Origin of the sequence: uncultured Limimaricola sp., assembly GCF_964022235.1 — a bacterium.
Lineage (GTDB): Bacteria > Pseudomonadota > Alphaproteobacteria > Rhodobacterales > Rhodobacteraceae > Limimaricola.
Genome location: NZ_CAXHZL010000003.1, coordinates 330,535 through 356,359, shown reverse-complemented (window position 1 = coordinate 356,359; position 25,825 = coordinate 330,535). Strand labels below are relative to the sequence as shown.

The window sequence follows — 25,825 nt, the reverse complement described above, 5'->3', positions numbered from 1 at the left end:
AGGGCGCGGTATTGTGCGGCCCGCCTCGCGTCTCTAGGTCTTGGCGGACAAGACAGGAGCGCGCCCATGTTCACAGGCATCATCACCGACGTCGGAGAAGTCCTCACCGTGGAGCAGGAAGGCGACCTGCGCGCCCGCATCGCCACCGCCTATGACCCCGAAGGCATCGACATCGGGGCCTCGATCGCTTGCGATGGCGTCTGCCTCACCGTCGTGGCGCTGGGCCGCGAGCCCCGCAACTGGTTCGACGTGCAGATCTCGGCCGAAACGGTGAGCCTCACCAACATCGGGCGCAACGGCTGGCATCCGGGCAAGCGGCTCAACCTCGAACGCGCGCTCAAGGTCGGCGACGAGTTGGGCGGGCACATCGTGTCGGGGCATGTCGACGGCGTGGCCGAGGTGGTCTCGACCCGCGACGAGGGCGACAGCCTGCGGGTGCGGTTCCGCGCGCCAGAGGCGCTGGCAAGGTTCATCGCCCCGAAGGGATCGGTGGCACTCAACGGCACCTCGCTCACCGTGAACGAGGTCGAGGGAATGGAGTTCGGTGTGAACCTGATCCCGCATACCCGCGAGGTGACGAACTGGGGCGAGATCGCCCAAGGGCAGTTCATCAATCTCGAGATCGACACCATGGCACGCTATGTCGCCCGCCTGCGCGATTGGGATGCGTGATTCCGGAGCCCTTGATCGAGGCGGTTCAGCCCGAGCGTCACGCGTATGGCCGCGGTCGCGACATGAGTATTTGAGAGAGTAAAGTGGCATGGTGCGCTTCGGGCTACTTTGCTCCTGAAATACTCAAATCCCGCATGCCTCCCGTCACGGTCTTTGCAAGTCCGGGCGGCTCAGTTCATGTCGCCTTCGGTCTCCATGAACCGCGACTGGTCCCGATGGCCTGTCACGCATAATGCGCCACCAAAGGCCCGCGGCCCTTGTGCCGTCAACGTCGCGTCCGGTCGCGTTGGTCAGGTGGCGGACCCTTCCGGGGGCTGCGGCGGGCGCGGCGCGGTGAACGGGTGCGCCCCGAGCCCTTCTGCACGGATCGCTGCCCGGGCCGAAGGCCGCGCCTCGAACCGCTCCAACCCATCGCGCAGCTGGGGCCAGCGCGACAGGTCGAACCAGCCGGTGCCGCTTTCGGGGTAGAGCGCACACCAGCGCAGCATCGGCGCAAGGTAGCAATCGAGCGCGGAGGGCTGCTCGGCCCCGAGCCAGCCGCCAAGAGCGGGGGCCGCCGTCTCCAGTCGATCAAGCATGTCCAGCGTACGCTGCGCCGTCCGTTCATGCAGCGCGAAGACCATTTCAGGCGCGATGTGCTCGCCGCCGTAGAACAGCATCCGCAGCGCCGGATGCAGCGTGTTCGACAGCCAGAACAGCCAAGCCAGCGTCCGGCCGCGCTCGGGCGCATCGGGCGCGGGCATCAGCGCTGCGCGGTCGCGGTGCCGGTCCGCCAGCCACAGCAGGATCGCCGCCGTCTCGAAGATCGGGCCCTCATCGGTTTCCAGCACCGGGATCATGCCATGCGGGTTGAGCGCGAGATAGGCCGGGGCCCGTTGCGCATTTGCGCGCCGATCCACCAGCACCGTGTCGTAGTCGAGCCGCAGCTCTTCGAGCGCCAGCCGGACGCAAAGCGAGGCATTGTCGGGCGCGTAATGCAGCCGTAGCGTCATGTGGACATCCTTCGGGGCGTAATCAGGGGCCGCTGGCATCGATGCGACCATCCTTGCACGACCCGCGCAAGGGGGAACGCGGGGACCCAAGGGTCGATTGCCCCTCGCGGCCCGGCGGCATCTTTCCTATAACCGGGCCCATAACTGGGGGAAGACCCGCGAGGAGGCGCAGCATGGCCAAGACCCTGTCACCCGTTGAAAAGGCGAAGTTCGTTGCGGCCAAGCAGGCGAGCCGCCTTGTGGAGGACGGCATGCGTGTCGGTCTCGGCACCGGCTCGACCGCCGAGTGGCTGGTGCGCTGCATCGGCGAAATGGTGCGCGACGAGGGGCTGCGCATCCGCGCCGTGCCGACCTCGCACCGCACCGCCGATCTGGCGCGCGAGCTCGGGATCGAGGTCGTGACGCTCGAACAGGCGGGCTGGCTCGATCTGACCATCGACGGGGCCGATGAGGTGGACGGCGAGCTGAACCTGATCAAGGGCGGTGGTGCCGCGCTGTTGCACGAGAAGATCGTGGCGACGGCCTCCGACCGCATGGTCGTGATTGCCGACGCGACCAAGCGGGTCGGGACGCTGGGGGCGTTTCCGCTTCCTGTCGAAGTGATCCCCTTCGGCTGGCAGGCGACCAAGGTGTTGGTCGAGGAGACGCTGGTGGGGCTCGACGTGTTGGGCCGCGAGGTGGCCTTGCGCATGAAGGACGGTGCGCCGGTGCGCACCGACGAGGGCAACCACATCCTCGATCTGCACCTCAACCGTATCGGCAACTCGCGCCAGCTCGGCCTCGCGCTCAACCAGATCGCGGGTGTGGTCGAAAACGGTCTCTTCGTCGATATCTGCGACGCGCTGATCATAGGTCATGGCGACGGTCGGGTTGAAAACTACGATCTGCATGGCGAGGTGGAAGAGACGCAGTTCGATTTCCTCGCTTCCGACAACATCTTCACCGATATTTCCGACTAGGACAGACCGACTTATGGCATTCGACTATGATCTCTTCGTGATCGGCGGCGGCTCGGGCGGGGTACGCGCCGCGCGCACCGCCGCCGCTACCGGCGCAACCGTGGCGCTGGCCGAGGAGAGCCGCATGGGCGGCACCTGCGTGATCCGCGGCTGCGTGCCGAAGAAGCTTATGGTCTATGCCTCAGGCTATGGCGACATGCTCGACGAGGCGCGGGCTTATGGCTGGGAGATCGGCGAGGGCCGCTTCGACTGGCGCCCGTTCCGCGAAAAGCTGCATGCCGAGCTGGACCGGCTCGAAGGCGTCTACCGTCGCCTGCTCGACGGCTCGGGCGTAGAGATGTTCGACGCTCGTGCCAAGCTCGCCGATCCGCATACGGTCGAGCTGGCCGACGGCACCCGCAAGACCGCCAAGCACATCCTCGTGGCGACCGGCGGGCGGCCGGTGCGGCCCGACATGACGAACGCGCATCTGGGTATGGTCTCGGACGACATCTTCGATCTCGAGACGCTGCCGAAATCGATCCTGATCGTCGGCGGCGGATACATCGCTTGTGAATTCGCCTGCATCCTGCATGGGCTCGGCGTGAAGGTGACGCAGTTCTATCGCGGCGCGCAGATCCTGCGCGGCTTTGACGACGAGGCGCGCGGCCTGATCGCGGATTCGATGCGCGAGCGGGGCATCGACCTGCACCTCGGCACCAACGTCGTCGAGATGTGCCCGGAGAGCGAGGCGGGCGATCCTGCGCGCCACGGCGGCACCGCCTCCGACGCTGCAGGTGGCAACGGCACGGCCGAGGCCGCGCAAGGCACCGAAGGCCCGATCTGGGTCAAGGCCACGAATGGCGACGAGCGGGTCTATGACGCGGTGCTTTTCGCCACCGGTCGCACGCCCAACACCGAAGGCCTCGGGCTGGAGGAGGCGGGTGTGACGCTCAAGCGTGGTGGCGCCATCGAGGTCGACGAATACAGCCAGACCGGCTGCCCTTCGGTCTATGCGATCGGCGACGTGACCGACCGGGTGAACCTCACTCCGGTGGCAATCCGTGAGGGAATGCAGTTCGTCGAGACGGTGTTCAAAGGCAACCCGACCCCGGTGGATCACGCGCTGATCCCCTCGGCGGTGTTCACCCAGCCCGAGCTCGGCACCATCGGCCTGACCGAGGAGGCGGCGCGCGAGATCGAGCCGGTCGAGGTCTATTGTTCGTCGTTCAAACCGATGCAGACGTCCTTTGCCGGGTCGAGCGATCGGGTGCTGATGAAGCTCGTGGTGTCGATCGAAACGCGCAAGATCCTGGGCTGTCACATCGTCGCACCCGAGGCGGGCGAACTGATCCAGCTGGCGGGCATCGCGGTCAAGATGGGCGCGACCAAGGAGGATTTCGACCGCACCGTGGCCGTGCATCCGACCATGGCCGAAGAGCTCGTTACCATGCGCGAGCCGGTGCGTCGTTCTTGAATACGGCCCGTTAGGGCACACATGCAAAGCGTGTCGGGTGAAACCGGCGCGGGGGAAAACCAAAAAGGGAACAGTGGCTTCATGGCTGGAAACAATGGCGGCCCCTGGGGCGGCGGCGGCGGCGGGCGCGGTCCCACCGGCGGCGGGGATGACGACAGGCGGCCCGGCGGCCCTCAGCGGCCGCGCCGGCCCGGCGAAAGCCCGCAGATCGACGAGCTGATGAACAAGGGCCGCGAGCAGCTTCGCGTGCTCATGGGCGGCGGCGGCAATCGCGGCACCGGCTCGGGCGGCGACGGCGGCCCGGGCTTTCGCATGTCGCGCGGTACCATCGGCCTCATCGCCGCGGGCGCGCTGGTACTGTGGGGCGTGATGTCGTTCTACACCGTGCGGCCCGAAGAACAGTCGGTCGAACTGTTCCTCGGCTCGTATTCCTCCACCGGCAGCCCGGGTCTGAACTTCGCGCCTTGGCCGTTGGTCACGCATGAGGTCGTCAACGTCACCTCCGAGCGGACCGAGAATATCGGCATCGGGCGCGACAACGACGGGCTGATGCTGACCACCGATGCCAATATCGTCGACATCGGCTTTCAGGTCGTCTGGAACGTGTCGGACCCGGCCAAGTTCCTGTTCAACATCCGCGACCCGCAGCTCACCGTGCAGGCGGTGTCTGAATCCGTAATGCGCGAGATCATCGCCGCCTCGAACCTCGCGCCGATCCTCAACCGCGACCGGGGCCTGATCGCCGACACGGCGATGGAATCGATCCAGGCGACGCTCGACGCCTACGAGAGCGGCATCAGCGTGGTCCGGGTCAACCTCGACCGCGCCGACCCGCCCTCCGAGGTGATCGACGCCTTCCGCGACGTGCAGGCCGCCGAACAGGAGCGCGACCGCCTGCAGCGTCAGGCCGATGCCTATGCCAACCGCGTGCTCGCCGAAGCCCGTGGTCAGGCCGCCCAGACCGTCGAGCAGGCCGAAGGCTACCGCGCCCAGACCATCAACGACGCGCTGGGTCAGGCAAGCCGCTTTTCGGCGGTGCAGGACGAATACGCGCAGGCGCCGGAGGTCACGCGCCGCAGGCTCTATCTCGAGTCGATGGAGCGGGTGCTGGGCGACGTCGACAAGATGGTGCTTGACCCCTCGATCGCCAATGGCGGGCAGGGCGGCGGTACCGGCATCGTGCCGTTCCTGCCGTTGAACGAGCTGGGCCGCCGGTCGGGCGAAAACCAGCAGGGCGCAGCCGCGTCCTCCAACACCACCGGGCAGGGGAACTGAGATGAAGAAGACCGCATTCCTGCTTCCCGCCCTCGTCATCGCCGTCGCGGTGATCCTGTCCTCGATCTACGTCGTGGACGAACGCGAAAAGGCGCTGGTGCTGCAGTTCGGCCAGATCCGCCAGGTCAAGGAAGAGCCCGGCCTCGGGCTCAAGATTCCGCTGATCCAGGAAGTCGTCACCTATGACGATCGGATCCTGTCGCTCGACACCGACACCATCGAAGTGACGCCCTCGGACGACCGCCGTCTCGTGGTCGATGCCTTCGCGCGCTACCGCATCTCGGACGTGGTGCAGTTCCGTCAGGCTGTCGGCGTGGGCGGCGTGCGCGCTGCCGAGGATCGGCTTAGCTCGATCCTCAACGCGCAGATCCGCGAAGTGCTCGGTGCCGATCAGGTGACCTCGGACACGATCCTGTCGTCGGACCGCCGGACCCTGATGAACCGGATCCGCGAACAGGCGCAGCGCTCGGCGCAGGGCCTTGGCATCGACGTGGTCGACGTGCGGCTCAAGCAGACCAACCTGCCGAGCCAGAACCTCGATGCGACCTTTGCCCGGATGCGGGCCGAGCGCGAGCGCGAGGCTGCCGACGAGATCGCCCGTGGTAACGAGGCGGCGCAACGCGTGCGCGCACTGGCCGACCGGACCGTGATCGAGACCATGTCCGAGGCCGAGCGCGAGGCGCAGGTGACCCGAGGCGAGGCCGATGCCGAGGCCAACTCGATCTTCGCAGGGGCCTACAGTGCCGATGCCGAGTTCTTTGACTTCTACCGCTCGCTGCAGGCCTATGAGCGCGCGTTGAAGGGTTCGAACTCGACTATGGTGCTGACCCCCGACAGCGCCTTCTTCGACTACCTCTACGACGACGACCTGCCCGAAGGGGTGTCCCCAGCCCCGCCCCGCGAACGTGGCCCGCTTGACGGCGGTCTCGAAGAAGAGCCGGCCTCCGGCGAGGCCGATGCCGGGGTGATCCGGCTCGACAGCCTGCAGGTCCGCCAGGGCGAGGACGGCACCGTGACCTTCTCGACCGAAGAGGGCGAGATCGACGCACAGGCCGATGCCGATGCTGCGGCTGAAGGTCAAGCCGAGGCGCTGACGCCGCAGGTCATCCTGCCTGAGGACGAAGCTGGGGTCGCGACGCAGTGACGCCGATTCTGCTGGGCCTCGGCCTGGTTCTCGTGGTGGAGGGGCTGGCCTGGGCGCTGGCCCCTTCGCTGCTTGTAAAGATGCTCGAAACCCTGCGCGACATGACACCCGAGCAGCGACGGCTGGCGGGGCTGGTCACGCTCGCTCTGGGCGTGGCGCTGCTGTGGATGGCCCGCCTAACCACACTCTGAATGGGCCCCGGCCGCCGTTCGGCCGCGTGTTACAGCCTGTCACACCGCTTTGACGCATCGCGACGGGGGCTTGAGTTGCGCCAGCGGCTCCTTAGGTTGATGGTCTGCGCCGACCGGAGCCGCCATTCGCCTCGCGCTCCGACGCTCAGGACGAAACAGGAGTGTGCCCGTGAACGCCAAGACCCCCATCAAGTCCCTCGTTACCCCCGTCCGCGCCGTTTCGGTGCTGGCGCTGGGCGCGGCATTGGGGCTGAGCCAGGTGGCCCCTCTCGCCGCCCAAGATACCGCCGTGACCCCGGATGCCGAGGCGCAGAGCACGGCCGACACGCCAGATGCCGCCCGTCCGCTGACCTTCGCTGATCTGGCCGAGCAGGTGAGCCCGGCGGTGGTCAACATCACCACCTCGACCATGGTCTCGGCCCCCGCCGGACCGCAGGGCATGGTGCCCGAAGGCTCGCCCTTCGAAGAGTTCTTCCGCGATTTTCAGGAACGTGGCGATAGCGCACCGCGCCGTTCTTCGGCGCTGGGTTCGGGCTTTGTGATCTCGGCCGATGGCTACGTCGTTACCAACAATCACGTGATCGAGGGTGCCGACGAAATCTCGATCGAATTCTTTTCGGGCAAGACGCTCGACGCCGAGGTTGTCGGCACGGATGCCAGCACCGACATCGCGCTTTTGAAGGTGTCCTCCGACGAGCTGCCCTATGTCGAGTTCGGCGACAGCACCGGCGAAGGCGCGCGTGTGGGCGACTGGGTCATGGCGATGGGCAACCCGCTTGGGCAGGGCTTTTCGGTCTCCGCGGGCATCGTCTCGGCCCGTGGCCGGGCGCTGTCGGGCACCTATGACGACTATATCCAGACCGACGCTGCCATCAACCGCGGCAACTCGGGCGGCCCGCTGTTCAACATGTCGGGTGAAGTGATCGGTGTGAACACCGCGATCCTGTCGCCCAATGGCGGCTCGATCGGTATCGGCTTTGCCATGTCGTCGGAGGTGGTGACCGAGGTGGTCGATCAGCTTCGCGAGTTCGGCGAGACGCGTCGCGGCTGGCTTGGTGTGCGCATCCAGGACGTGACGCCCGACATGGTCGACGCGATCGAAGGACTTGAATCCGCGGCGGGCGCGCTTGTCACTGACGTGCCGGAAGGTCCGGCGATGGAGGCCGGCATGGAGGCGGGTGACGTGATCACCAGCTTTGACGGCAAGGAGGTCCCCGACACGCGTGACCTCGTGCGCATGGTCGGTCGTGCCCCGGTGGGCGAGGCGGTGCCGGTCACGGTGCTGCGCGGCGGCGAGACCGTCGAGCTGACCGTGACGCTGGGCCGTCGCGAAGAGGCCGATGCCGCCGTGCCCGCCTCGGCCGAAGGCTCCGGGGATGCGGCCGAGACCGAGATGTTCGGCCTTACCTTGTCGGAGCTGACGCCGGAGCTGCGCCAGCAGCTCGAACTGCCCGAAGGCGCCGAGGGCCTCGTCGTGACCGACGTGGACCCGGCCTCCGACGCCGCCGAAAAGGGCGTCGTCGCGGGCGACGTCATCACCGAGGCCGGGCAGCAGCCCGTTGCTACCGTGGCCGACTTCGATGCACGCGTCGAAGAAGCCCGAGAGGCGGGGCGCAAGTCGCTGCTGCTGCTGGTCCGCCGGGGCGGCGATCCGCGCTTCGTGGCGCTGGGGCTCGACGACGCAGCCGAGTGAAGCCTTGATCGATGAAACGCAAAAGGGCGCCTTCGGGCGCCCTTTTTCATGGCTGCGGTGTCAGGGCCTTAGCGGCGGTTCATGATGTCGAGCTGGTCTTGGCTCAGTGCCCGGATACCCAGACGCTGCGCCGAGGCGAGCGACAGCACCGGGCTGTCGGGTCCGCCACTGCCACGCTGGAACGCCTGTACCGCGTCGAGGGTGACCCGGTCGAGCCGTCCGGTCACCGGTCCGGGGTGAAACCCGCGCGTCACCAGAGCGCGCTGCAGTGTCTCGACGAAGGCGGGGGTGAACTCTGGCGGGCAGAGCGTCTCGAACAGCACCTCGCGCCGCTCGTACAGGATCTGCTGTCGCGCGACGGTGCGGTAGCGCGCGGGGCCGTCGCCCGGCTCGCGGATCTGTTCGCGCACGGTTTCGATCACCGCCGGGGTGATGTCGCGGCCAAAGCAGCGCCCCTGGGCGTCGGTTTGGATCTCGGCCTCCATAAAGGCGGGCAGCTCGGGCACCGCGGCCGTACAGGCCACGAGCGGCAAGGCAAGCAGGAGGCGGAACATCGGTCACCGGTGGTGGTTGCCGACAAAGACTAGACTGCCCGCTGACCCACCGAAAGCACCCGGTTGCCGCTGTGCCATGGCGTGTCTTGCAAGACGCAACACAACTGCCTGAGCGACGCGCCTTGGCTCTGGCACGCCGCGAATGCCTCGCCTAGACAGAGCGGAACCGCGAATGAAGGAGTCCGACATGGCGAAGATCACCTATATCGAACACAACGGCACCGAGCATGTCGTCGACGTGGCCAACGGGCTGACCGTCATGGAAGGCGCGCGCGACAATGGCATTCCCGGCATCGAAGCCGATTGCGGCGGTGCCTGCGCCTGTTCGACCTGCCATGTCTATGTCGATGAGGCTTGGGTCGAGAAGCTTCCCGCCAAGGACCCGATGGAAGAGGACATGCTCGAATTCGCCTATGAGCCCGACGAGACCCGTTCGCGGCTGACCTGCCAGCTCAAGGTGTCCGACGCGCTCGACGGCCTCAAGGTCAAGATGCCCGAGCGGCAGATCTGATGCGGACCGCCCTGATCCTCACTCTCATGGCCGCACCCGCTGCGGCCGAAGGGCTCGCCGAGGCGCGGTTCGTCGAGCCGACTTCGCGCTATGCGCATGGCGTCTTTGGCGAGACCGAGGAATGGGGCGCTCTGGAGATGGTGACGCAAGGCGGTGAGACCCGTCTCATTCGCCTGCCGGAGACCCGCGTCTTCGAGGATACCGCCCCGCGCCTTGCCGATGTGACGGGCGACGGGAGCCTCAAGGCCGTGGTGGTCGAAACCGACGCGGCGCAGGGCGCGCGGCTTTCGGTCTACGGGGCCGAGGGCCTCGTGGCCGCGACGCCATTCATCGGGACCCCGCATCGCTGGCTCGCCCCGCTGCCGCCCGCAGATCTCGACGGCGATGGCGGCATCGAACTGGCTTATGTCGACCGGCCGCACCTTGCCCGCGTGCTGCGGGTCTGGCGGATGCGGGACGGCGCGCTCGAGCAGGTGGCAGAGCTGGAGGGGCTGACGAACCATCGGTTCGGCGAGGCGGAGATCTCGGGCGGGGTACGCGACTGCGGATCGGGTCTGGAGCTCGTGCTTGCGGATGCAGGTTGGCGGCGCGTGATGGCGGTGCGGCTTGCGGACGACGCCCTCTCGGCGCGCGACATCGGTGCGCTTGGCGCCGAAGGCTTTGGCGCCGCGCTCGACTGCGACGATTAGACCAGCGCCGCAAGCACCAACAGGGCGGCCATCTCCGACAGTTGCTGGGTCGCGCCGAGGACGTCGCCGGTCTGACCGCCGATCTTGGCGCGCGCCAAGGTCGTGGCGCAATGTGCGGCCAGCGCCACGGCCGGGGCAAGCCAGAGGAGGCTCCATCCTGCCAGCGGCAACACGAGCAGGGCGGCCACGGCGCAAGCCAGCCCCAGCGCCCGCCCCGAAGGTCGCCCCGAAAGCCGAGCCAGCCCGTCTTCGCGGGCATGCGGTAGCCGCATCATCGGCCAGAGCATTCCGGCCCGGCTCAGCACCGCCGCGATGACCAAGCCCCAAGGCCCGACCACCACCAAGGCGGACCAGCGAATCAGCAGCGACGTTCCGACGGCCAGCACGCCATAGCTGCCAACCCGGCTGTCGCGCATGATCTCGAGCCGTCCGGCCCGTTCGAACCCACCCCAGAGCCCGTCTGCGCAATCGGCGAGCCCGTCCTCGTGCAGCCCGCCGGTGAGCAGGATCAGCGCCGTCAGGGCCAGTGCCGCTGCCGGGCCGGGGGGCAGGCCGATCGCCAGCGCAGCCCAGTATCCGATCCCCGCCACCGCCCCCACGGCGAGACCGGCCAAGGGAAAGGCCCAGACGCCCTCGGGTTGCACCGGAGCCGGGCGGACCGGCAGACGCGTCAGAAGTCCAAAAGCTGCGCGGATTGGCTGAAGCATGGGGACCTCTTTTCAAAACCTGTCCCCTAGGGTTAGGCAGGCGGGAGCCGCGATGCAACGAGGACACGCATGACTTCCCCCTTCTCCGATCTCGCTGGGCTGCGCGCCCGGCTGCGCGATCTGCCCGATGCAGATGCGGCCGCCACCCAAGCTGCACAGGCCCGCAACGCCCAATTGACCAAGCCCGCGGGCGCCTTGGGCCGGCTCGAGGATCTGGCGATCTGGTACGCGGGCTGGCGCGGCACGGCGCGACCACGGCTGGCGCGGCCGCAGGTGGTGGTGTTCGCGGGCAACCATGGCGTGGTGGAACGCGGCGTCTCGGCCTTTCCGGCGGCGGTGACGGCGCAGATGGTCGGCAATTTCGAGGCGGGCGGTGCCGCCGTGAACCAACTGGCCCAAGCCTTCGGCGCGACGATGACGGTCCATCCGATCGATCTCGATCGACCAACCGGGGATTTCGTCGAAGGCCCGGCGATGTCCGAGGCGGATCTGGTCGCCGCCATGGGCGTTGGCTGGGCGGCGGTGGACCCCGAGGCCGACCTGCTGGTGGCGGGCGAGATGGGCATCGGCAACACCTGCTCGGCCTCGGCCATCGCGATGGCGCTCGAGGGTGGGATAGCGCAGGATTGGACCGGTCGTGGCACCGGGGTCGATGACCCGGGTCTTGCGCGCAAGGTTGAGGCTGTGGCGCAAGGCGTGGCCCGCCTCAACGGCGAAACCGACCCGCTCGAAGTGCTGCGCCAGCTTGGCGGTCGCGAGATCGCGGCGATGGCGGGCGCGATCCTCGCCGCACGCCACCACCGCATCCCGGTGATCCTCGATGGTTTCATCTGCAGCACCGCAGCGCTGGTGCTGCACCGCGCGGCGCCTGGTATACTGGATCACGCGGTCGCCGGACACCAGAGCGCCGAGAGCGCCCATGCGCGGCTGCTCGAAGCGCTCGGCAAGGCGCCGCTGTTGTCGCTGGGGCTGCGGCTGGGTGAAGGGTCTGGGGGCGCGCTGGCGATCGGCGTGCTGAAGGGGGCGCTGGCTTGCCACTCGGGCATGGCGAGCTTTGCCGAAGCGGGTGTGAGCGACGGCTGAGTGCTCAGCTTCGATCCTTGCTGCGATAGCCGACGGTCTCGTCGGTTTCGGGCGTCTCGCTTTGTGGCTGAAGCCGTCCGAGAATCGTGGTTTCGAGATCCTTGTTCAGTGCCTTCGCCCGCTTCACGTATTCGGGGTTCTGAGACACCGGGATGCCGGGTTTCCAAAGCTGCGCCAGCTCACGCACACCGGCGCGGTCCTGATGGTAGTAGGCCATCTCCAGCTCCGAAGCCTCGAATCGTGACAGCCCGATATGTTCGAGCACGTAGCGCCCTGCGCGCAGGCTCGAATCGAACAGCTCGCGCACGATGTCGTTCGCCCCAGCCTGGTAGAGCTGGTAGACATGCTCGCGGTCATAGGCACGGGCCACGATGTGCAGGTCGGGCCGCGTCGCACGGGCATGGCGCACCAGCTTGAGCGCTGCCTGCCGGTCGTCGAGCGCTACCACCAGCACTTTCGCCGTTTCCAGCCCTGCCGCGTGCAGGATGTCGGGCCTCGTCGGGTCGCCGAAGAACCCCGAAAATCCGAAACGGCGCATCGTGTCGACCATGTCCATGTCATGATCGAGCACCACCGTCTCGAAGCCTGCCCCCTGCACCAGTCGGCTCACCACCTGACCGAAGCGGCCGATGCCGGCGATGATGATCGGTGCTTCGCGGTCGATCTCGTCGGGGTCGGGGTCGGGCGCCTTGGCGGTACGCGAGGACAGCTGTTCGTAGAGGATGAAGAGCAGGGGCGTGACCAGCATCGACAGCGCGATCACCAGCCGGATGATCTCGGCCTCGTCCGAGGCGAGTACGCCTTGCTGCAGCGAGAAGGAGGACAGCACGAAGCCGAACTCGCCCGCCTGCGCCAGCGCCAGAGTGAACAGCCAGCGGTCACGCGTGTGCATTCTCGCCATCCGGGCTAGCAGGTAGAGCACGCTGCCCTTGATGACGATCACCCCGAGCGTCAGCGCCGCTATCTTGAGCGGGTTGCCCAGCAGCACCCCGAAATCGATGCCTGCCCCCACGGTGATGAAGAACAGCCCCAGCAGCAGCCCCTTGAAGGGTTCGAGATCGCTCTCGAGTTCGTGGCGAAACTCGGAGTTGGCGAGCACGACGCCCGCCAGAAAGGTGCCCAGCGCCGGGGACAGGCCCACAAGCTCCATCAGCACCGCGATCGAGACCACCATCAGCAGGCCCAGCGCGGTGTAGAGCTCGCGCAGCCGGGCGTGGTGGATATAGCGAAACACCGGACGCGTAAGATAGATGCCCGCCAGCACAACAACGGCCACGGCGCCCAGAGTGACCAGCGTCACCGCCCAGCCGGGCAGGTTCTCGATCAGGGTGCGGGCAGCCTCGACCTCCTTGGCGCCCGGCGCATCGGGGTTGACCGGTGTCTCATGCGCCCCGCCGCCGCCGCCGTGTCCTGAGATCGCCAGAAGCGGCAGCAGAGCCAGCATCGGGATCACCGCGATGTCCTGCGTCAATAGCACCGAAAACACCGAACGCCCGCCTTGGGTCTGCATCAGCCCCTTTTCCGACAGGGTCTGCAGCACGATCGCGGTCGAAGACAGCGCGAAGATCAGCCCAGTGGCCAGCGCCACGCGCGGGTCGAGCCCGAACAGCGTGCCCGCCCCGAACAGTGCGCCCGTGGTCAGCACCACCTGCACCCCGCCCAAGCCTATCAGCCTCTGGCGCATGTTCCACAGCGCGCGCGGCTCAAGCTCCAGACCGATCAGGAACAGCATCATCACCACGCCGAACTCAGCAAAGTGCTGAAGATCCTCGGTCTCGGCACCCACGAGCCCGGTGGCGGGACCGATGATGATCCCGGCGGCAAGATAGCCCAACACCGAGCCGAGGCCGAGACGGGCGGCGAGCGGCACGGCAAGCACGGCCGCGCCGAGGTAGATCGTGGCTTGAAGAAGAAATCCCTGCATCTTCCTGCTATCGCCTCTAGGCGCGCCAAAGGCAACGCGGAGGCCTGCAGGAATGGCGTTTCCGCCGCAGGATCGGTCAGTCGGGGATTTGCAGGACCAGCGTGCGACCGCGTTTGACGTAGTTCAGCACGTCATCGCCGATCGCCGAGACGCGACCACCATCGAGGGTGTCGCCGATGCCGACGCGCAGGTAGCGCCCGTTGTCGAGCCGCACCAGCGCACGACGTGCCCCCGGTTTGCCATAGACGCCGATGAGGTTGATGTCGCGCAGGTTGATGACACCGTCGAGCGTCGCGGCGCGGGCGACGCTACCGGGCACCGGACCATCTGGGGCGACCGTGGCACCGGAGACGGGCTGCGGCGCGCTGGCGGGGGCCGAGGCCACGGGGGCCGCCGGAGCGGCACGGGCACGGGTCTGGGCCACGACGCGGTCGAAGTTGCGGGGACGCACATCCGGTCGGCGCGCCGTCGGTACGGCGGAGGCCGTGGCATTGGCCAGCGGATCGGGCGCTCCGGCCATCAGAGAGGCGAGCGCATCGGCCACGGTCGCGCGCACGGGCGGGGCCTCTGGCGCTTCGCCCACGGCCTCGGCCAGCGCGTTGGCCTGCGCCTCGGCGGCCTCGTCGACCTGACCTTGGGCGTCGGGGGCGATGCCTTCGGGACGCAAGGGCGGCCGGGGGCCGGCAAAGGCTACGAGGGGCTCCTGCGCCTTTTGGGGGTCGGTGTCCTGACCAATGCCATCCTGCGGGCGAGATTCGGGGCGCAGCGCATCAAGCGCGACGCCCCCCGGCGGGATTAGCGAGGCGGACTGTGTCCCGTTCTCCGTCTCGGTTTCGGTGTCGTCCCGCGCGGCTTCCTGTGGCGCAACGGTACCGGGACGGGTCGGCGGTACGACCGGCGGTGGGCCGTCCCGGAGGTCCAGCCCTTGGGCCGCCTCCGGCTGCTCGGGGCGCGCGGGGACCTCGGGGATCAGGATCGTGACGTCCTCGCCTGCGAGGGACTCGGCGGCGGCAGGCGTCTCGGAAGAGGTTTCGGCAGGCTTCGTTTCGGCAGGCGTCTGCGGCGCCTGCGTGCCCGGGCGCGCAGGAGGGATAATGGGAGGCGGGCCCGCGTAAACGACGAGCCCCTGCGGCGTCACCGTGCCCTCAGCCGTCGCCTCGATGAAGCCGCGTGCATCGCGCTCGAAAACGGTGCCGGGCGGGGGCGGGTCGGCCTGCGCGGCCAGACCTCCATCAGGCGCGGCCGCTGCGAGCCGTGGTGCAGCCGCGATGGCGGCCACCGGCGTCGGTTCGGTCTCGGCGGCGATGGGGCTGCCCAGAGCCTCGGCGCGCGGCGTCAGCGGCAGGCGCGGCGCACGCAGCCAGACCCCGGTTGCGGCATAGATGCGCTCGGCCTCGGCCGGGCTGGCGGTCGTGCCCGGCGTCATGGCGGGGGCAGGGAAGTCGTCATAATCGGGCAGCGGTGCTGCAACGGCGGCCAACTCGGTCGGGGTGTCTTCCCGCTCAGTGGCCGCTTCGGGCGCGATCGGAGCCTCAGTGGCGGCTGGGGTGTCGGCGGCGGTATCGCGCAGAAGCCCGGCCTGCGGGTCGGGATCGTCGGCGCGCACCCACATCCCGGCCAGCACCACGAGCAGCACCAACGCGATCGCGGCACCGATCAGGGCAAGACGATTGGTCCGGGCGGCAGGCTCGGGGCGGCGCGCCCCAAAGACGGTCATGCGCTCGCGTTCGCTGGCCCGGTCGGAGCGGTTGGGGGCCGTGCGCACGGGCGAAGGGACGGGCGCGGGGCGGGCGGGCGCTGCGGTTTCGGCAGGCGCGACCAGCGCCGCACCGGCGGCGAGAGCCGTTGCTTCGGCATCACCCGGTGCGTCGGTGTCGGCTGGGGGCACGGCGGGCATCGCCGCGGGCGGGGCGCCCGGTCGTGGCATTGCAGGCGGCATGATCCGGCGGGTGGCCAGGGCCGGGTCGATCTCGGCCTCGGTATCCAAGGCGGCGGTTTCGGCTCCGTGCGGCGGCAGCACGGGGCTGGCCGGTGGCGGGGCGGGACGCGGAGCAGCCTGCGCTGCCTCGGGCTGCGGGAGAGGTTCGGGCGCGTCCTTGGCCTCGGCGGCAGGCTTCGGCAAGTCGGGCATCACGGGGGCATTGGCTTGCGGCAGGGGCGCGGTGCGCTCCGGGGCCGCAGGCGTGGCGAAGAGATCCTCATCCGCATCATCGGGCAGGTCGGGCTTGACCGGTGCCTCGGGCGCCGGGATCGCATCGGTCTCCTCCGTGACGGCAGGCCTTGCCGGTGTGTCAGTCATGTCGACCGCGGGCGAGGCCTCCGGTTCGGGAGCTTCTACAGGGAAAGGATCAGGGGTGTCCCCTTCCTGATCCAATGTTTCGATCGACGCGCCCCCTTCATCGGGGAGGGCATTTTCGACCGGAGCCGGGGCCTCGAACGGTGTCGCTTGCTCCTCAGGAGTCGGAACGGCTTGTGGGCCATCGACCTCCGGCCGTGCCGGACGCTCATGAACGGGCGTATCGTCCCGCTCGATCGGCGCGTCGAGGCCGGAGACGGCGCCGAACACCGGTTCGGCGGGAAACCCGTCCGCCATGGGCACGGCGGCAAAGCTTACGGGGTCGAGCGCGTGTTCGCGCGCGAAGGTCTCGGCCTCGTCTAGCGTCTCACGCGCGACCGCCGCGACATGGGTGCGCCCGTCGCGGATCACATAGTCGATCACCAGATCGCTCACCGGGTAGGGGGTCGCCCCTTCGAGCGCGGTGGCGACCTCGCCCGCGTCGCGGGCTCCATCGAGCGCGAGGTAACGAATCTGGTCGTTGGGAATGAGCAGCTTGGTGCGCATCCCCTCGGGCGCGAGGTCGCGGGCACGTCCGCGCAGCCGCGCCAGATCGCCCGCCAGATCGGCGCTATCGAGCGGCACTTCGCCCACGCGGCTCCAGCCATCGGGACCGCGGTGCAAAAGTCTCAGGCCCTCGAGAGAGAGCAGCAGGGCGAAGTTGGGTATCATGCGGCAGGCCTTAGCATCACTGGCGGGGTCCGGGAACAGACGCGCCAGTCCGGCTGTATTTTGCAGGCAGCTTTCCGCGCGCGCAACCCGCTGCCCTGCGGTTGTGATCGCGTGCCACTTGCGTCCTGCGGCGACGGGGCGTTCGATGCGCGCCAAAGCAGGAGGATTCCATGAAACACGCTCGCCTCACAGCCCTCGTCCTCGCAGCCGGGCTTGCCGCCCCCGCAATGGCCCAGTCGCCGCAAACGCCTTTGACATCGCCGCGCAGCATCGCCGTCTCGGGCGAGGGTCACGTGCGCGCGGCCCCCGAGATGGCGCGCGTCCGCCTCGGGGTCAGCGAGACCGCCGAAACCGCGCGAGCGGCGCTCGATGCGATGAACGCCTCGATGGGCAAGGTGCTGGAGCGGCTGACGGAAGCAGGCATCACACCCGAGAACGTCCAGACCGGCCAGCTCAGCCTTGATCGCGATTATTCGCGGATGCGCGATGACCAGCCCGAGCCAGTGGGCTTTGTCGCGACCACGATGGTCGAGCTGCGCGTGACCGATCTCGATGGTCTGGGCGCTGTGCTCGACGCGGCGGTGGGCGAGGGGGCGAACCGCCTCGAAGGCATCGAGTTCGCGTTGGCCGACCAGGCCGCCGCGCATGACGAGGCCCGTCGCGCCGCCGTGGCCGACGCCAAGGCCCGGGCCGCGCTCTATGCCGAGGCTGCCGGTGTGGAATTGGGCGAGATCCTGTCGCTGTCGGAAACAGGGGCGAACTACGGCCCGCAGCCAATGATGCAGATGCGCATGGCTGCCGATTCGGGTGTGCCCATCGCACAGGGCGAGGTGGAGGTCTCGGCAGGCGTCAGCCTCGTCTACGCAATCGAGTGATCGCATCAACCCCGGTCCGGCAGGTCGGCATCGGCGAACTGCGCCACGTCGCCCTCGCCGGGCTTGGGGATCACGCTGAACGAGCCGTCGCTCTCGAGCACCACCGACGCGATGTCGCCAAGGGCCGCGCCGGTGTTGGTGCGGATCACCGAAAGCAGCTCTTCCTCGGTCACCCGCTCGTGGCGTAGCGCCGCGTGCAGGATCTGGCCCCGGTGCATGAGCAGCCTCGGCTCGGACCGCATGGTCTTGGCAAAGCCGGGCCACAGGACCGACCCCTTCGCCACGAGGTATTGCAGCCCGATCAGCAGGGCGAAGGCGGTGAAGCCCTCGGCCAAGGCCACGCTTTTCGACAGCAGGATCGTCGCCAGTGTAGAGCCGAGCGCCACGGTCACCACAAGGTCGAAGGCATTGAGCTTGGCCAGCGTCCGCTTGCCCGAGATACGCAGGAACGTCACGAGCCCGACATAGGCCAGAGTGCCGACGATCAGGGTCCGAACCAGGCCACCCCATCCCTGAAACAGCATGTCTTGGGTCATCATGGCCTCCTTTGGTACCGGGGTGGCTATCGCAGTGTCACCTTATCCAGAACCCGTGGGCGCGCAGGATGGTTCGGATTTCCTTTTCCTCGGCGGGCAGGGCCGCGCGGTCGAACAGGGCGCGGGCCTTGGTGCCGCGGCCTTGATAGACCATGCGTCGGATCGGCTCGTGACGCTTGAGCAGCTTCTTGAGCCGGTTCGGCGCGGCAACGCGCTCCAGTACCTCGACCACCCGGTCATCCTCTCGCGCATAGAGCAGCGGGAAGGTGCGGTAATGGCAGGTGATCGCGCCATCGAGGCCGGAGAGCTCCGGACCGGGGCGACCGCCACCAATGCTGTGGATCACCAGAGGCAGCGCCACCTGATCGAGCCAAGGATCGAAGGGCTGAAGCGCCACCTCGCGCGGGGGAGCATCGCGGATCGCCACCGCGAATTCGGCAAAACGCGCGCCAAAGGCCCGTGCGTCCGGCCCGCAGAACCAGCCCGCGTTGAAATAGAGGTAGCGCTTCCAGAACTCGTCCGGCCATGAGGGGTCGAGCGAGCTTTCGAAATCGAGGCCAAATCGATCGTAGAGCGACCGCCAACTCGCGGTGTAGCCGGGCCAGTAGACGTCCTCGACCGGCCACGTCCCCTCGCGCCGCATCGAGGCGGCGGGGGGCACCGTGTCGATTGGCAACGCGTCGATCTCGCCCAGCACCAGCGTGTCGCTGTCGAGAAACAGGAACGGAGCGGCGGGCATCCGGCCCAGTGCCTCGATCTTGTTGCCATACGGATAGGCGGCGCCGAAATGCTGGTTCTCGAAGGGCAGGATTTCTGCGCCCAACTCGCCCAGCATGGCCCGGCCCTCGGCGCTCATCCTCGGATCCTCTGGCCAGAGCGGTCCGGGCTGCGGCTCGGCCACCAGAAGTTTGCCCGCAAATCCCGGGGCATTGGCGCGCAGTGAGGCCGCGAGCAAAAGCGCCTCGGCTTCGATCCGGCCCGATTGGCCGATGATGACGATGTTGAATTGTCCCATGCGTGCCCCCGCCCGCGCCTCGCACGTCCGAAAGCGACCCTAGGCAGGGTTCGGTGGGGCGGTCAAACCACCATCTCGCAAAAAGGGGGGGTGGTGGGCGACCCTGGAATCGAACCAGGCGTGGGTCTCCCCGGCGGAGTTACAGTCCGCTGCCGCACCTTGCAGCTCGTCGCCCGCAGCCGGGCCTCGACCCGGTGCGAGAGCGGGAATAGGCGCTGTGCCTCAGGGCGTCAACCTCAAAAACCGGCTTCCCCGACGGCGCGTCCCTCCTGCCGCTTCGGCTGGACTTCGCGGCCTCAAGCGCGCAATCAGGCGGGGCCTGAGCCAAGCGGAGAGCGTGATGAAAAAGCCGAAATGGGTGATCGAGAAGGAACAGTCCAAGCGCGCCTCGGCCGCCGAGACGGTCTGGCTCTTTGGCTTGCACGCGGTGCGCGATGCGCTTTTGAACCCGCGCCGCGAGCGGCTGCGTCTCGTGGTGACGCTGAACGCGCAAGGCAAGCTCGAAGACGCCATCGCGGCGAGCGGCATGGAGCCGGAGATTTCGGACCCGCGCAAGTTCGCGGCACCGATCGATCCGGATTCGGTGCACCAGGGCGCGGCCCTTGAGGTCAAGCCGCTTGATTGGGGCTCGCTCGACGACGTGGCGCTGGGCGGTGAGCGGAACGGCCCGCCGCGCCTGCTCCTGCTCGACCGGGTAACCGATCCGCACAATGTCGGCGCGATCCTGCGCTCTTCGGAGGTTTTCGGCGCGCTTGCCGTGATCGGCGTGCAGCGCCATTCGGCCCCGGAGACCGGGGCGCTGGCCAAGACCGCCTCCGGCGCGCTGGAACGCCAGCCCTACCTGCGGGTGCGCAACCTCGCCGACACCATGGGGCGGCTCAAGGAGATGGGCTATCTGGTGCTGGGTCTGGCCGGTGAGGCAGAAACCTCCATCGAAGAGGCTCTCGAGGGCAAGCGGGATCGGCCAGTGGCGCTCGTGCTCGGGGCCGAGGGGCCGGGGCTGCGCGAGCGGACGCGCGAGACCTGCGATGCGCTGGTGCGAATCGATGCGGCGGGGGGCTTTGGCTCGCTCAACGTCTCGAACGCCGCTGCCGTGGCACTTTACGCGGCGCGGGGACAGTCCTGAGGCTGGCGCGGAACGGTTGACGGGGCTTTCACGAGTCTGGGAGCACCACTTCTCGTGGAACCAAACTGTGGTAAGATCGTTTCATAGGAAGCGCGTATCTGGAACATATGCGTTTCATTTCACTGTCCCTCGTTCCACACCTTCAGGCCCGGGCACTGCCCGGGCTTTTTTTATGTCTTGCGAGAGGCCTTCTCGGCGAGGCCAGACTGCCCCTCGCGACGCGCCAGTTCCGCCTCGATGTCGTCCAGCGTCACGTCGCGCGAAGCGCACATCACAAGCAGGTGGTAGAGCGCGTCAGCGGCCTCCGAGGCGAGCTTTTCGCGGTCGCCCTTCACCGCCTCGATGATCGCCTCGACGGCCTCCTCGCCGAACTTCTCAGCGCATTTCTCGGGGCCTTTGGCCAGCAGCTTGGCGGTCCAGCTAGAGGCGGGATCGGCGCCGCGGCGTGCGAGAATCGTGGCGGCGAGATCATGCAGGCTCATGCGATCCTCATCGGAATGCCGGCGGCCTGCATATGTGCCTTGGCCTCGGCGATGGTGTGGGTGCCGAAGTGGAAGATCGATGCCGCCAGCACCGCGCTGGCCCCGCCTTCGGTCACGCCCTCGACGAGGTGGTCGAGCGTGCCGACGCCGCCCGATGCGATCACGGGGATGTCGACTGCATCCGAGACCGCGCGCGTCAGGGGCAGGTTGAACCCAGCCCGCGTGCCATCGCGGTCCATGGAGGTGAGAAGGATCTCGCCTGCGCCGCGCGCCTCCATGTCGCGCGCGAATTCGACCGCGTCGATGCCGGTGGGGCGGCGTCCGCCGTGGGTGAAAATTTCCCAACGGCCCGGCTCCACCGTCTTGGCGTCGATCGCCACGACAATGCATTGCGCGCCAAAGCGCTGCGCGGCCTCGGTGACGACCGTACGATCGGCCACCGCCGCCGAATTGAAGCTCACCTTGTCGGCCCCTGCAAGCAGCAGGGCGCGCACGTCGTGATGGCTGCGCACGCCGCCACCCACGGTGAGCGGGATGTAGCAGCTCTCTGCCGTCCGTCGCACCAGATCGAACATCGTTCCGCGATTCTCGTGCGTGGCGTGGATGTCGAGAAAGCACAGCTCGTCGGCGCCTGCCGCGTCATAGGCGCGCGCGGCATCCACCGGATCGCCCGCATCGCGCAGGTCCACAAAGTTGACCCCCTTCACCACGCGGCCATCGGCCACGTCGAGACAGGGGATGATGCGGGTCTTGAGCATGGGCGGCCCTCCTGCGGTCGCGGCCCTTCTAGCGCCGATGCGACACAGGGGCCAGTGCCCGGAACGGAATGGGGCGCAACCCGTTGAAGAGGCAGAATGACAGGAGCATTTCACATGAAACGCACGATGATCGCAGGCCTCGCGGCCGCCACCCTCGCGGCCCCCGCCATGGCCGAAACCGAAACCATGCAAGCCACCGGCACCGTCGCGGAAGTGATGGACCGACTCGAGGCTGCCGTGACCGAAGCCGGGGCGACCGTGTTTGCGCGCGTCGATCACGGGGCAGGGGCCAAGGAGGTCGGCATGACGCTGGCCGACAGCCAGCTCCTCATCTTCGGCAACCCGCAGCTTGGCACCCCTGTGATGCAGGAGGATCCGCTCGCCGGGCTTTATCTGCCGCTCAAGATCCTCGCCTATGACGACGGATCGGGGCAGGTGATGGTCGCCTATGAGGAACCGGAGGAAACCTTCGACGACCTCGAAGTGGACGACGATCTCGAAGCCATCGAGAAGATGGAAGGCGCTTTGGAGAAGTTCGCCAAGGCCGCGGCGGGAGAGTGAACCCCGAACCGGCGCGCCCCTGATCGAGCAGTCGCCGTGAGTATTTCGAGAGTAAAGACGCAGGCGTCGCGCAAGAGATCGCGCGGCGCCTCTTTATGTCAGCCTTTGAGCAGGGTCAGCGCCTCGGCGAGGTCGATCGCACCATCGTAGAGCGCGCGGCCCGAGATCGCGCCCGCGATCACGCCGGTCTGTTTGAGCGCCTTGAGGTCGTCCAGCGACGAGACGCCGCCGGAGGCGATCACCGGGATCGACACGGCGCGCGCCAGAGCCTCGGTCGCCGCCACGTTCGGCCCGGCCATCGCGCCGTCACGGGCGATGTCGGTGTAGATGATCGCCGCTACGCCCGCATCCTCGAAGCTCTTTGCGAGATCCGTGACCATCACGTCGGTCTCCTCTGCCCAGCCGCGCGTCGCGACGCGCCCCTCGCGGGCGTCGAGGCCGACGGCAACCTGTCCCGGAAAGGCGCGTGCGGCTTCGCGTACGAGTTCGGGGTTCTCGACCGCTACGGTGCCGAGGATGACCCGCGCGAGGCCCTTTTCGATCCACGTCTCGATCGTCGCCATGTCGCGGATGCCGCCGCCAAGCTGTGCGGGTACGCCGGGGCAGGCCTTGAGAATCGCTTCGACTGCATCGCCGTTCACCGGCGCGCCCGCGAAGGCGCCGTTCAGGTCCACGAGGTGCAGCCATTCGGTCCCGGCTTCGACGAAGGCGCGTGCCTGGGCCGTGGGGTCGTCGTTGAACACGGTCGCCTTGTCCATCTCGCCGCGCAGCAGGCGCACGGCTTGGCCGTCCTTGAGGTCGATGGCGGGGTAGAGGATCATGGCAAGGTCTCCGAAGGCAGATGTTGCGCCCGCGCTGTGGCATGCGGGGGCTTCGGATGCAACGCCGCGTCAGCCTTGCCAGATTGCGGGCGTCGTCGTCTGCTCCCTCCATCTCTAGGGAGGAGACAACCATGAAGAGACTGGCGATCGCGGTCTGCGCGCTGATCGGGATGGCAGGGGCGGCCATGGCCGACCCGCTGGAGGGGATCTGGCGCACCGCGCCGGACGACAACGGAAATAGCGGCCTCGTGCAGGTCACGCCCTGCGGCGCGCAACTCTGCGGCCAGCTGGTCAAGGCCTATGGTCCGGGCGGTGTCGAGATCGTCTCGCCCAACCTTGGGCGCAACATCATCTCCGAGACGGTGGCCAAGGGCGGTGGCGAGTACCGCGGAAAGGTTTTTGCCCCGGACAATGGCAAGACCTACAACTCCAAGCTCGTGCTCGCGGGCAATCGCCTGTCGGTTTCGGGCTGCGTGCTGGGCTTTTGCCGCGAGGGTGGCATCTGGCAGAAGGTGCAGTAGCGCCGGAACAGCGAAGGGGGCGTGCTGGTTTCCTGTCAGAATGACCGAGGCCAGAACGAACTAGGCTAGGACGAGCAAGGTCAGAATGACCAAGGAAGGACACCGCATGCCCCTCGTGACCACCAAGGACCAGACGCAGCTCTACGTGAAGGATTGGGGTGAAGGCCGCCCCGTGGTGCTGATCCACGGCTGGCCGCTCAACTCCGACAGTTGGGAGTACCAGGCGGTCCGGCTCGCCGAGGCCGGCCACCGGGTCGTCGCCTATGATCGACGCGGCTTTGGCCGGTCCGGCCAGCCCTTTGCGGGTTACGACTATGACACCATGGCCGATGACCTCGACACGGTTATGCGCGAGCTGGACCTCAAGGACGCCGCCATCATCGGCTTCTCGATGGGCGGCGGCGAGGTCGCCCGCTACATGTCGCGCCACGACGGGCGCAATCTTCGCGCCGCCGGGCTGATCTCCTCGGTGGCGCCGGGGATGCTCAAATCCGACAAGAACCCCGATGGCGTCACCGCCGACGTGTTCGAAGGCATCAAGGACGGCCTGCGCAAGGACCGGCCCGAGTTTCTGAAGACGTTCTTCAAGACCTTCTATGGCAACAAGGTCAGCGAGGGTGCGTTGCACTGGTCGCTGATGATGGCGATGCAGGCGAGCCCCAAGGCCACGCTCGATTGCGTGGATGCCTTCGGCAAGACCGACTTCACCGGTGACATGTCCGCCTTCAAGGTGCCGACGCTGGTGGTGCACGGGGGCAAGGACGAGACGGTGCCGATCGACCCTTCGGGCCGCCGCGCCGCCAAGTTGATCGGCTCGAACGCCACGCTCAAGGAATACGCTGATGCGCCGCATGGCCTCACCGCGACCCACGCCGACAAGCTCTATGAGGATCTCGCCGCTTTCTTGAAGTGAACTCTTCACGTGAAACGAGAAAGGCCCGCGCTCGGCGCGGGCCTTTTGTCGTCAGGGTGTCCAGTTCAGGAAGTTGGCGATGAGCCGCAGCCCCGCCGTCTGGCTTTTCTCGGGGTGGAATTGCGCACCCACCACGTTGCCGCGGCCCACCACCGCCGTCACCGGTCCGCCATAGTCGACATGCGCGAGCAGCGTATCGGGGTCGGTGGGGCGAAACTGCCAGCTGTGCACGAAATAGGCATGATCGCCGGTCGAGATGCCTTCCAGCACCGGGTGTGGCCGGTCGATGACCAGATCGTTCCAACCCATGTGCGGTACCTTGAGGCTGCGATCCGAAGGCTCGATCTTCACGATCTCGCCCGCAATCCAGCCCAGACCCTCGGTACGCTCGTACTCATGACCGATTTCGGCCAGAAGCTGCATGCCTACGCAGATGCCCAAGAACGGGCGCCCCTTGACCTCGACCGCCTCGACCAGTGCCTCAAAGAGGCCGGGTTGGGCCGAGAGCGCGTTCCGGCAGTGCGGAAAGGCCCCGTCGCCCGGCAGCACGATCCGGTCGGCGCGGGCCACGTCTTCGGGGCGCGAGGTGACGATGACCTCGCCTGCATCGCCTTCGCGTGCCATCCGCTCGAAGGCCTTTTGGGCGGAGTGCAGATTGCCGCTCTCGTAGTCGATCAGCGCGGTGAGGCTCATAGTGCCCCCTTGGTCGAGGGAATGGCATCCGAGCGGCGCGGATCGGGCTCCACCGCTTCGCGCAGCGCGCGGGCGACGGCCTTGAAGGCGGCCTCGGCGACGTGATGCGCGTTGTGGCCGTGGATGCGGTCGATGTGGAGCGTGATGCCGCCATGCGTCGACAGCGCCTGAAAAAATTCCTGCACCAGTTCGGTGTCGAAGCTGCCGATCTTGGAAGCGCGGAAGTCAAGGTTGCAGATCAGGAAGGGCCGCGCCGAAAGATCGAGTGCGCAGCGCACCTGCGCGTCGTCCATGGCGAGAAGGCACGCGCCGTAGCGGCGGATGCCGCGCTTGTCGCCCAGCGCCTTGGCCAATGCCTGACCCAGCGCGATGCCCGTGTCCTCGACCGTGTGGTGATCGTCGATGTGCAGATCGCCCTTGGCCCGCACGGTCATGTCGATCAGCGCATGGCGCGACAGCTGGTCGAGCATATGGTCGAAGAAGCCGACGCCGGTCTGGTTGTCATAGGCGCCGGTGCCGTCGAGATCGATCTCGACCTCAATCGACGTCTCGGCGGTGGTGCGGGTGATCTTGGCGGTCCGCATGTCATCCCTCAGCTGGTTTCGACGCACCTATAGGCGGCGAGGGAGCCGGGGCCAAGACCGCGTGGACGATGTGGAGGAGACCG

Annotated in this window: 27 protein-coding genes and 1 tRNA gene; 15 read left to right on the top strand and 13 right to left on the bottom strand. The window is 67.7% G+C overall.

Features of this window, described 5'->3' with window-relative positions; translation table 11 throughout:
* Positions 1-66: 66 nt before the first annotated feature.
* Positions 67-672, top strand: coding sequence for a riboflavin synthase (locus tag AADJ02_RS06370; RefSeq protein WP_341212154.1), 606 nt, complete (start codon positions 67-69; stop codon positions 670-672).
* A gap of 290 nt (positions 673-962) precedes the next feature.
* Here AADJ02_RS06370 and AADJ02_RS06365 read toward each other — a convergent pair whose 3' ends face one another.
* Entirely contained in the window at positions 963-1,664 is a 702-nt protein-coding gene (locus AADJ02_RS06365; protein WP_341212153.1) for a glutathione S-transferase family protein, read from the bottom strand.
* Positions 1,665-1,837: 173 nt separating this feature from the next.
* Here AADJ02_RS06365 and rpiA point away from each other — a divergent pair, with 173 nt between their 5' ends.
* From rpiA to AADJ02_RS06335, 6 genes are all read left to right on the top strand, one after another.
* Positions 1,838-2,623, top strand: a complete 786-nt coding sequence (gene rpiA / locus AADJ02_RS06360) for a ribose-5-phosphate isomerase RpiA (protein WP_341212152.1) — start codon at positions 1,838-1,840, stop codon at positions 2,621-2,623.
* Positions 2,624-2,636: 13 nt separating this feature from the next.
* Positions 2,637-4,079, top strand: a complete 1,443-nt coding sequence (locus AADJ02_RS06355) for an FAD-dependent oxidoreductase (protein ID WP_341212151.1) — start codon at positions 2,637-2,639, stop codon at positions 4,077-4,079.
* A gap of 81 nt (positions 4,080-4,160) precedes the next feature.
* Positions 4,161-5,354, top strand: coding sequence for an FtsH protease activity modulator HflK (hflK, locus tag AADJ02_RS06350; RefSeq protein ID WP_341212150.1), 1,194 nt, complete (start codon positions 4,161-4,163; stop codon positions 5,352-5,354).
* A gap of 1 nt (position 5,355) precedes the next feature.
* Positions 5,356-6,498, top strand: a complete 1,143-nt coding sequence (locus tag AADJ02_RS06345; protein WP_341212149.1) for a protease modulator HflC — start codon at positions 5,356-5,358, stop codon at positions 6,496-6,498.
* A complete protein-coding gene (locus AADJ02_RS06340) occupies positions 6,495-6,689 on the top strand; it encodes a DUF2065 family protein (protein ID WP_341212148.1) in 195 nt (64 codons plus the stop codon). The genes AADJ02_RS06345 and AADJ02_RS06340 overlap by 4 nt, the downstream gene beginning before the upstream one ends.
* 169 nt (positions 6,690-6,858) lie before the next feature.
* Positions 6,859-8,382 carry a Do family serine endopeptidase gene (locus AADJ02_RS06335; protein WP_341212147.1) on the top strand — a complete coding sequence of 508 codons (1,524 nt, stop codon included), beginning with the start codon at positions 6,859-6,861 and terminating at the stop codon, positions 8,380-8,382.
* 68 nt (positions 8,383-8,450) lie between these two features.
* Here AADJ02_RS06335 and AADJ02_RS06330 read toward each other — a convergent pair whose 3' ends face one another.
* A complete protein-coding gene (locus tag AADJ02_RS06330) occupies positions 8,451-8,936 on the bottom strand; it encodes a peptidoglycan-binding domain-containing protein (protein WP_341212146.1) in 486 nt (161 codons plus the stop codon).
* 187 nt (positions 8,937-9,123) lie between these two features.
* On the opposite strand from AADJ02_RS06330, the gene AADJ02_RS06325 reads away from it, so the two are divergent.
* Both AADJ02_RS06325 and AADJ02_RS06320 read left to right on the top strand, forming a co-directional pair.
* Entirely contained in the window at positions 9,124-9,447 is a 324-nt protein-coding gene (locus tag AADJ02_RS06325) for a 2Fe-2S iron-sulfur cluster-binding protein (RefSeq protein ID WP_341212145.1), read from the top strand.
* Positions 9,447-10,136 (top strand): VCBS repeat-containing protein, encoded by a 690-nt coding sequence (locus AADJ02_RS06320; protein WP_341212144.1) that lies wholly within the window; start codon positions 9,447-9,449, stop codon positions 10,134-10,136. The genes AADJ02_RS06325 and AADJ02_RS06320 overlap by 1 nt, the downstream gene beginning before the upstream one ends.
* Here the strand turns inward: AADJ02_RS06320 and cobS are convergent.
* The gene (cobS, locus tag AADJ02_RS06315; RefSeq protein WP_341212143.1) at positions 10,133-10,843 is read right to left on the bottom strand and encodes an adenosylcobinamide-GDP ribazoletransferase; all 711 of its coding nucleotides are present in this window, start codon (positions 10,841-10,843) and stop codon (positions 10,133-10,135) included. The genes AADJ02_RS06320 and cobS overlap by 4 nt on opposite strands.
* 69 nt (positions 10,844-10,912) lie before the next feature.
* Here cobS and cobT point away from each other — a divergent pair, with 69 nt between their 5' ends.
* The gene (cobT, locus tag AADJ02_RS06310) at positions 10,913-11,926 is read left to right on the top strand and encodes a nicotinate-nucleotide--dimethylbenzimidazole phosphoribosyltransferase (protein ID WP_341212142.1); all 1,014 of its coding nucleotides are present in this window, start codon (positions 10,913-10,915) and stop codon (positions 11,924-11,926) included.
* 4 nt (positions 11,927-11,930) lie between these two features.
* Here cobT and AADJ02_RS06305 read toward each other — a convergent pair whose 3' ends face one another.
* Positions 11,931-13,850: a monovalent cation:proton antiporter-2 (CPA2) family protein gene (locus tag AADJ02_RS06305; RefSeq protein ID WP_341212141.1), complete on the bottom strand. Its 1,920-nt coding sequence runs from the start codon at positions 13,848-13,850 to the stop codon at positions 11,931-11,933.
* 76 nt (positions 13,851-13,926) lie between these two features.
* Entirely contained in the window at positions 13,927-16,857 is a 2,931-nt protein-coding gene (locus AADJ02_RS06300) for a hypothetical protein (protein WP_341212140.1), read from the bottom strand.
* Positions 16,858-17,027: 170 nt separating this feature from the next.
* On the opposite strand from AADJ02_RS06300, the gene AADJ02_RS06295 reads away from it, so the two are divergent.
* The gene (locus AADJ02_RS06295) at positions 17,028-17,732 is read left to right on the top strand and encodes an SIMPL domain-containing protein (protein ID WP_341212139.1); all 705 of its coding nucleotides are present in this window, start codon (positions 17,028-17,030) and stop codon (positions 17,730-17,732) included.
* 5 nt (positions 17,733-17,737) lie between these two features.
* Here AADJ02_RS06295 and AADJ02_RS06290 read toward each other — a convergent pair whose 3' ends face one another.
* The 3 genes from AADJ02_RS06290 to AADJ02_RS06280 form a co-directional block, all read right to left on the bottom strand.
* Positions 17,738-18,268: a YetF domain-containing protein gene (locus AADJ02_RS06290; RefSeq protein WP_341212138.1), complete on the bottom strand. Its 531-nt coding sequence runs from the start codon at positions 18,266-18,268 to the stop codon at positions 17,738-17,740.
* 37 nt (positions 18,269-18,305) lie between these two features.
* Entirely contained in the window at positions 18,306-19,283 is a 978-nt protein-coding gene (locus AADJ02_RS06285; RefSeq protein ID WP_341212137.1) for a hypothetical protein, read from the bottom strand.
* A 91-nt stretch (positions 19,284-19,374) separates the two neighbouring features.
* Positions 19,375-19,458: transfer RNA gene (locus AADJ02_RS06280), tRNA-Tyr, on the bottom strand.
* A gap of 165 nt (positions 19,459-19,623) precedes the next feature.
* Here AADJ02_RS06280 and rlmB point away from each other — a divergent pair.
* Positions 19,624-20,409: a 23S rRNA (guanosine(2251)-2'-O)-methyltransferase RlmB gene (rlmB, locus tag AADJ02_RS06275; RefSeq protein WP_341212136.1), complete on the top strand. Its 786-nt coding sequence runs from the start codon at positions 19,624-19,626 to the stop codon at positions 20,407-20,409.
* A gap of 170 nt (positions 20,410-20,579) precedes the next feature.
* Here rlmB and AADJ02_RS06270 read toward each other — a convergent pair whose 3' ends face one another.
* Together AADJ02_RS06270 and hisF are read right to left on the bottom strand one after the other, a co-directional pair.
* Positions 20,580-20,891, bottom strand: a complete 312-nt coding sequence (locus AADJ02_RS06270) for a phosphoribosyl-ATP diphosphatase (protein WP_341212135.1) — start codon at positions 20,889-20,891, stop codon at positions 20,580-20,582.
* Positions 20,888-21,649: an imidazole glycerol phosphate synthase subunit HisF gene (hisF, locus tag AADJ02_RS06265; RefSeq protein WP_341212134.1), complete on the bottom strand. Its 762-nt coding sequence runs from the start codon at positions 21,647-21,649 to the stop codon at positions 20,888-20,890. The genes AADJ02_RS06270 and hisF overlap by 4 nt, the downstream gene beginning before the upstream one ends.
* A gap of 114 nt (positions 21,650-21,763) precedes the next feature.
* Between hisF and AADJ02_RS06260 the strand changes: the two genes are divergently transcribed.
* Positions 21,764-22,210 carry a DUF302 domain-containing protein gene (locus AADJ02_RS06260; RefSeq protein WP_341212133.1) on the top strand — a complete coding sequence of 149 codons (447 nt, stop codon included), beginning with the start codon at positions 21,764-21,766 and terminating at the stop codon, positions 22,208-22,210.
* Positions 22,211-22,308: 98 nt separating this feature from the next.
* Here AADJ02_RS06260 and hisA read toward each other — a convergent pair whose 3' ends face one another.
* A complete protein-coding gene (gene hisA, locus AADJ02_RS06255) occupies positions 22,309-23,031 on the bottom strand; it encodes a 1-(5-phosphoribosyl)-5-[(5-phosphoribosylamino)methylideneamino]imidazole-4-carboxamide isomerase (protein ID WP_341212132.1) in 723 nt (240 codons plus the stop codon).
* 131 nt (positions 23,032-23,162) lie between these two features.
* On the opposite strand from hisA, the gene AADJ02_RS06250 reads away from it, so the two are divergent.
* Positions 23,163-23,552 carry a DUF2147 domain-containing protein gene (locus tag AADJ02_RS06250; protein WP_341212131.1) on the top strand — a complete coding sequence of 130 codons (390 nt, stop codon included), beginning with the start codon at positions 23,163-23,165 and terminating at the stop codon, positions 23,550-23,552.
* A 106-nt stretch (positions 23,553-23,658) separates the two neighbouring features.
* A complete protein-coding gene (locus AADJ02_RS06245; protein ID WP_341212130.1) occupies positions 23,659-24,465 on the top strand; it encodes an alpha/beta hydrolase in 807 nt (268 codons plus the stop codon).
* A gap of 51 nt (positions 24,466-24,516) precedes the next feature.
* On the opposite strand, the gene hisH is transcribed toward AADJ02_RS06245, so the two are convergent.
* A complete protein-coding gene (gene hisH / locus AADJ02_RS06240) occupies positions 24,517-25,158 on the bottom strand; it encodes an imidazole glycerol phosphate synthase subunit HisH (RefSeq protein ID WP_341212129.1) in 642 nt (213 codons plus the stop codon).
* Positions 25,155-25,742 (bottom strand): imidazoleglycerol-phosphate dehydratase HisB, encoded by a 588-nt coding sequence (gene hisB / locus AADJ02_RS06235; protein ID WP_341212128.1) that lies wholly within the window; start codon positions 25,740-25,742, stop codon positions 25,155-25,157. The genes hisH and hisB overlap by 4 nt, the downstream gene beginning before the upstream one ends.
* Between the last annotated feature and the right edge of the window lie 83 nt (positions 25,743-25,825).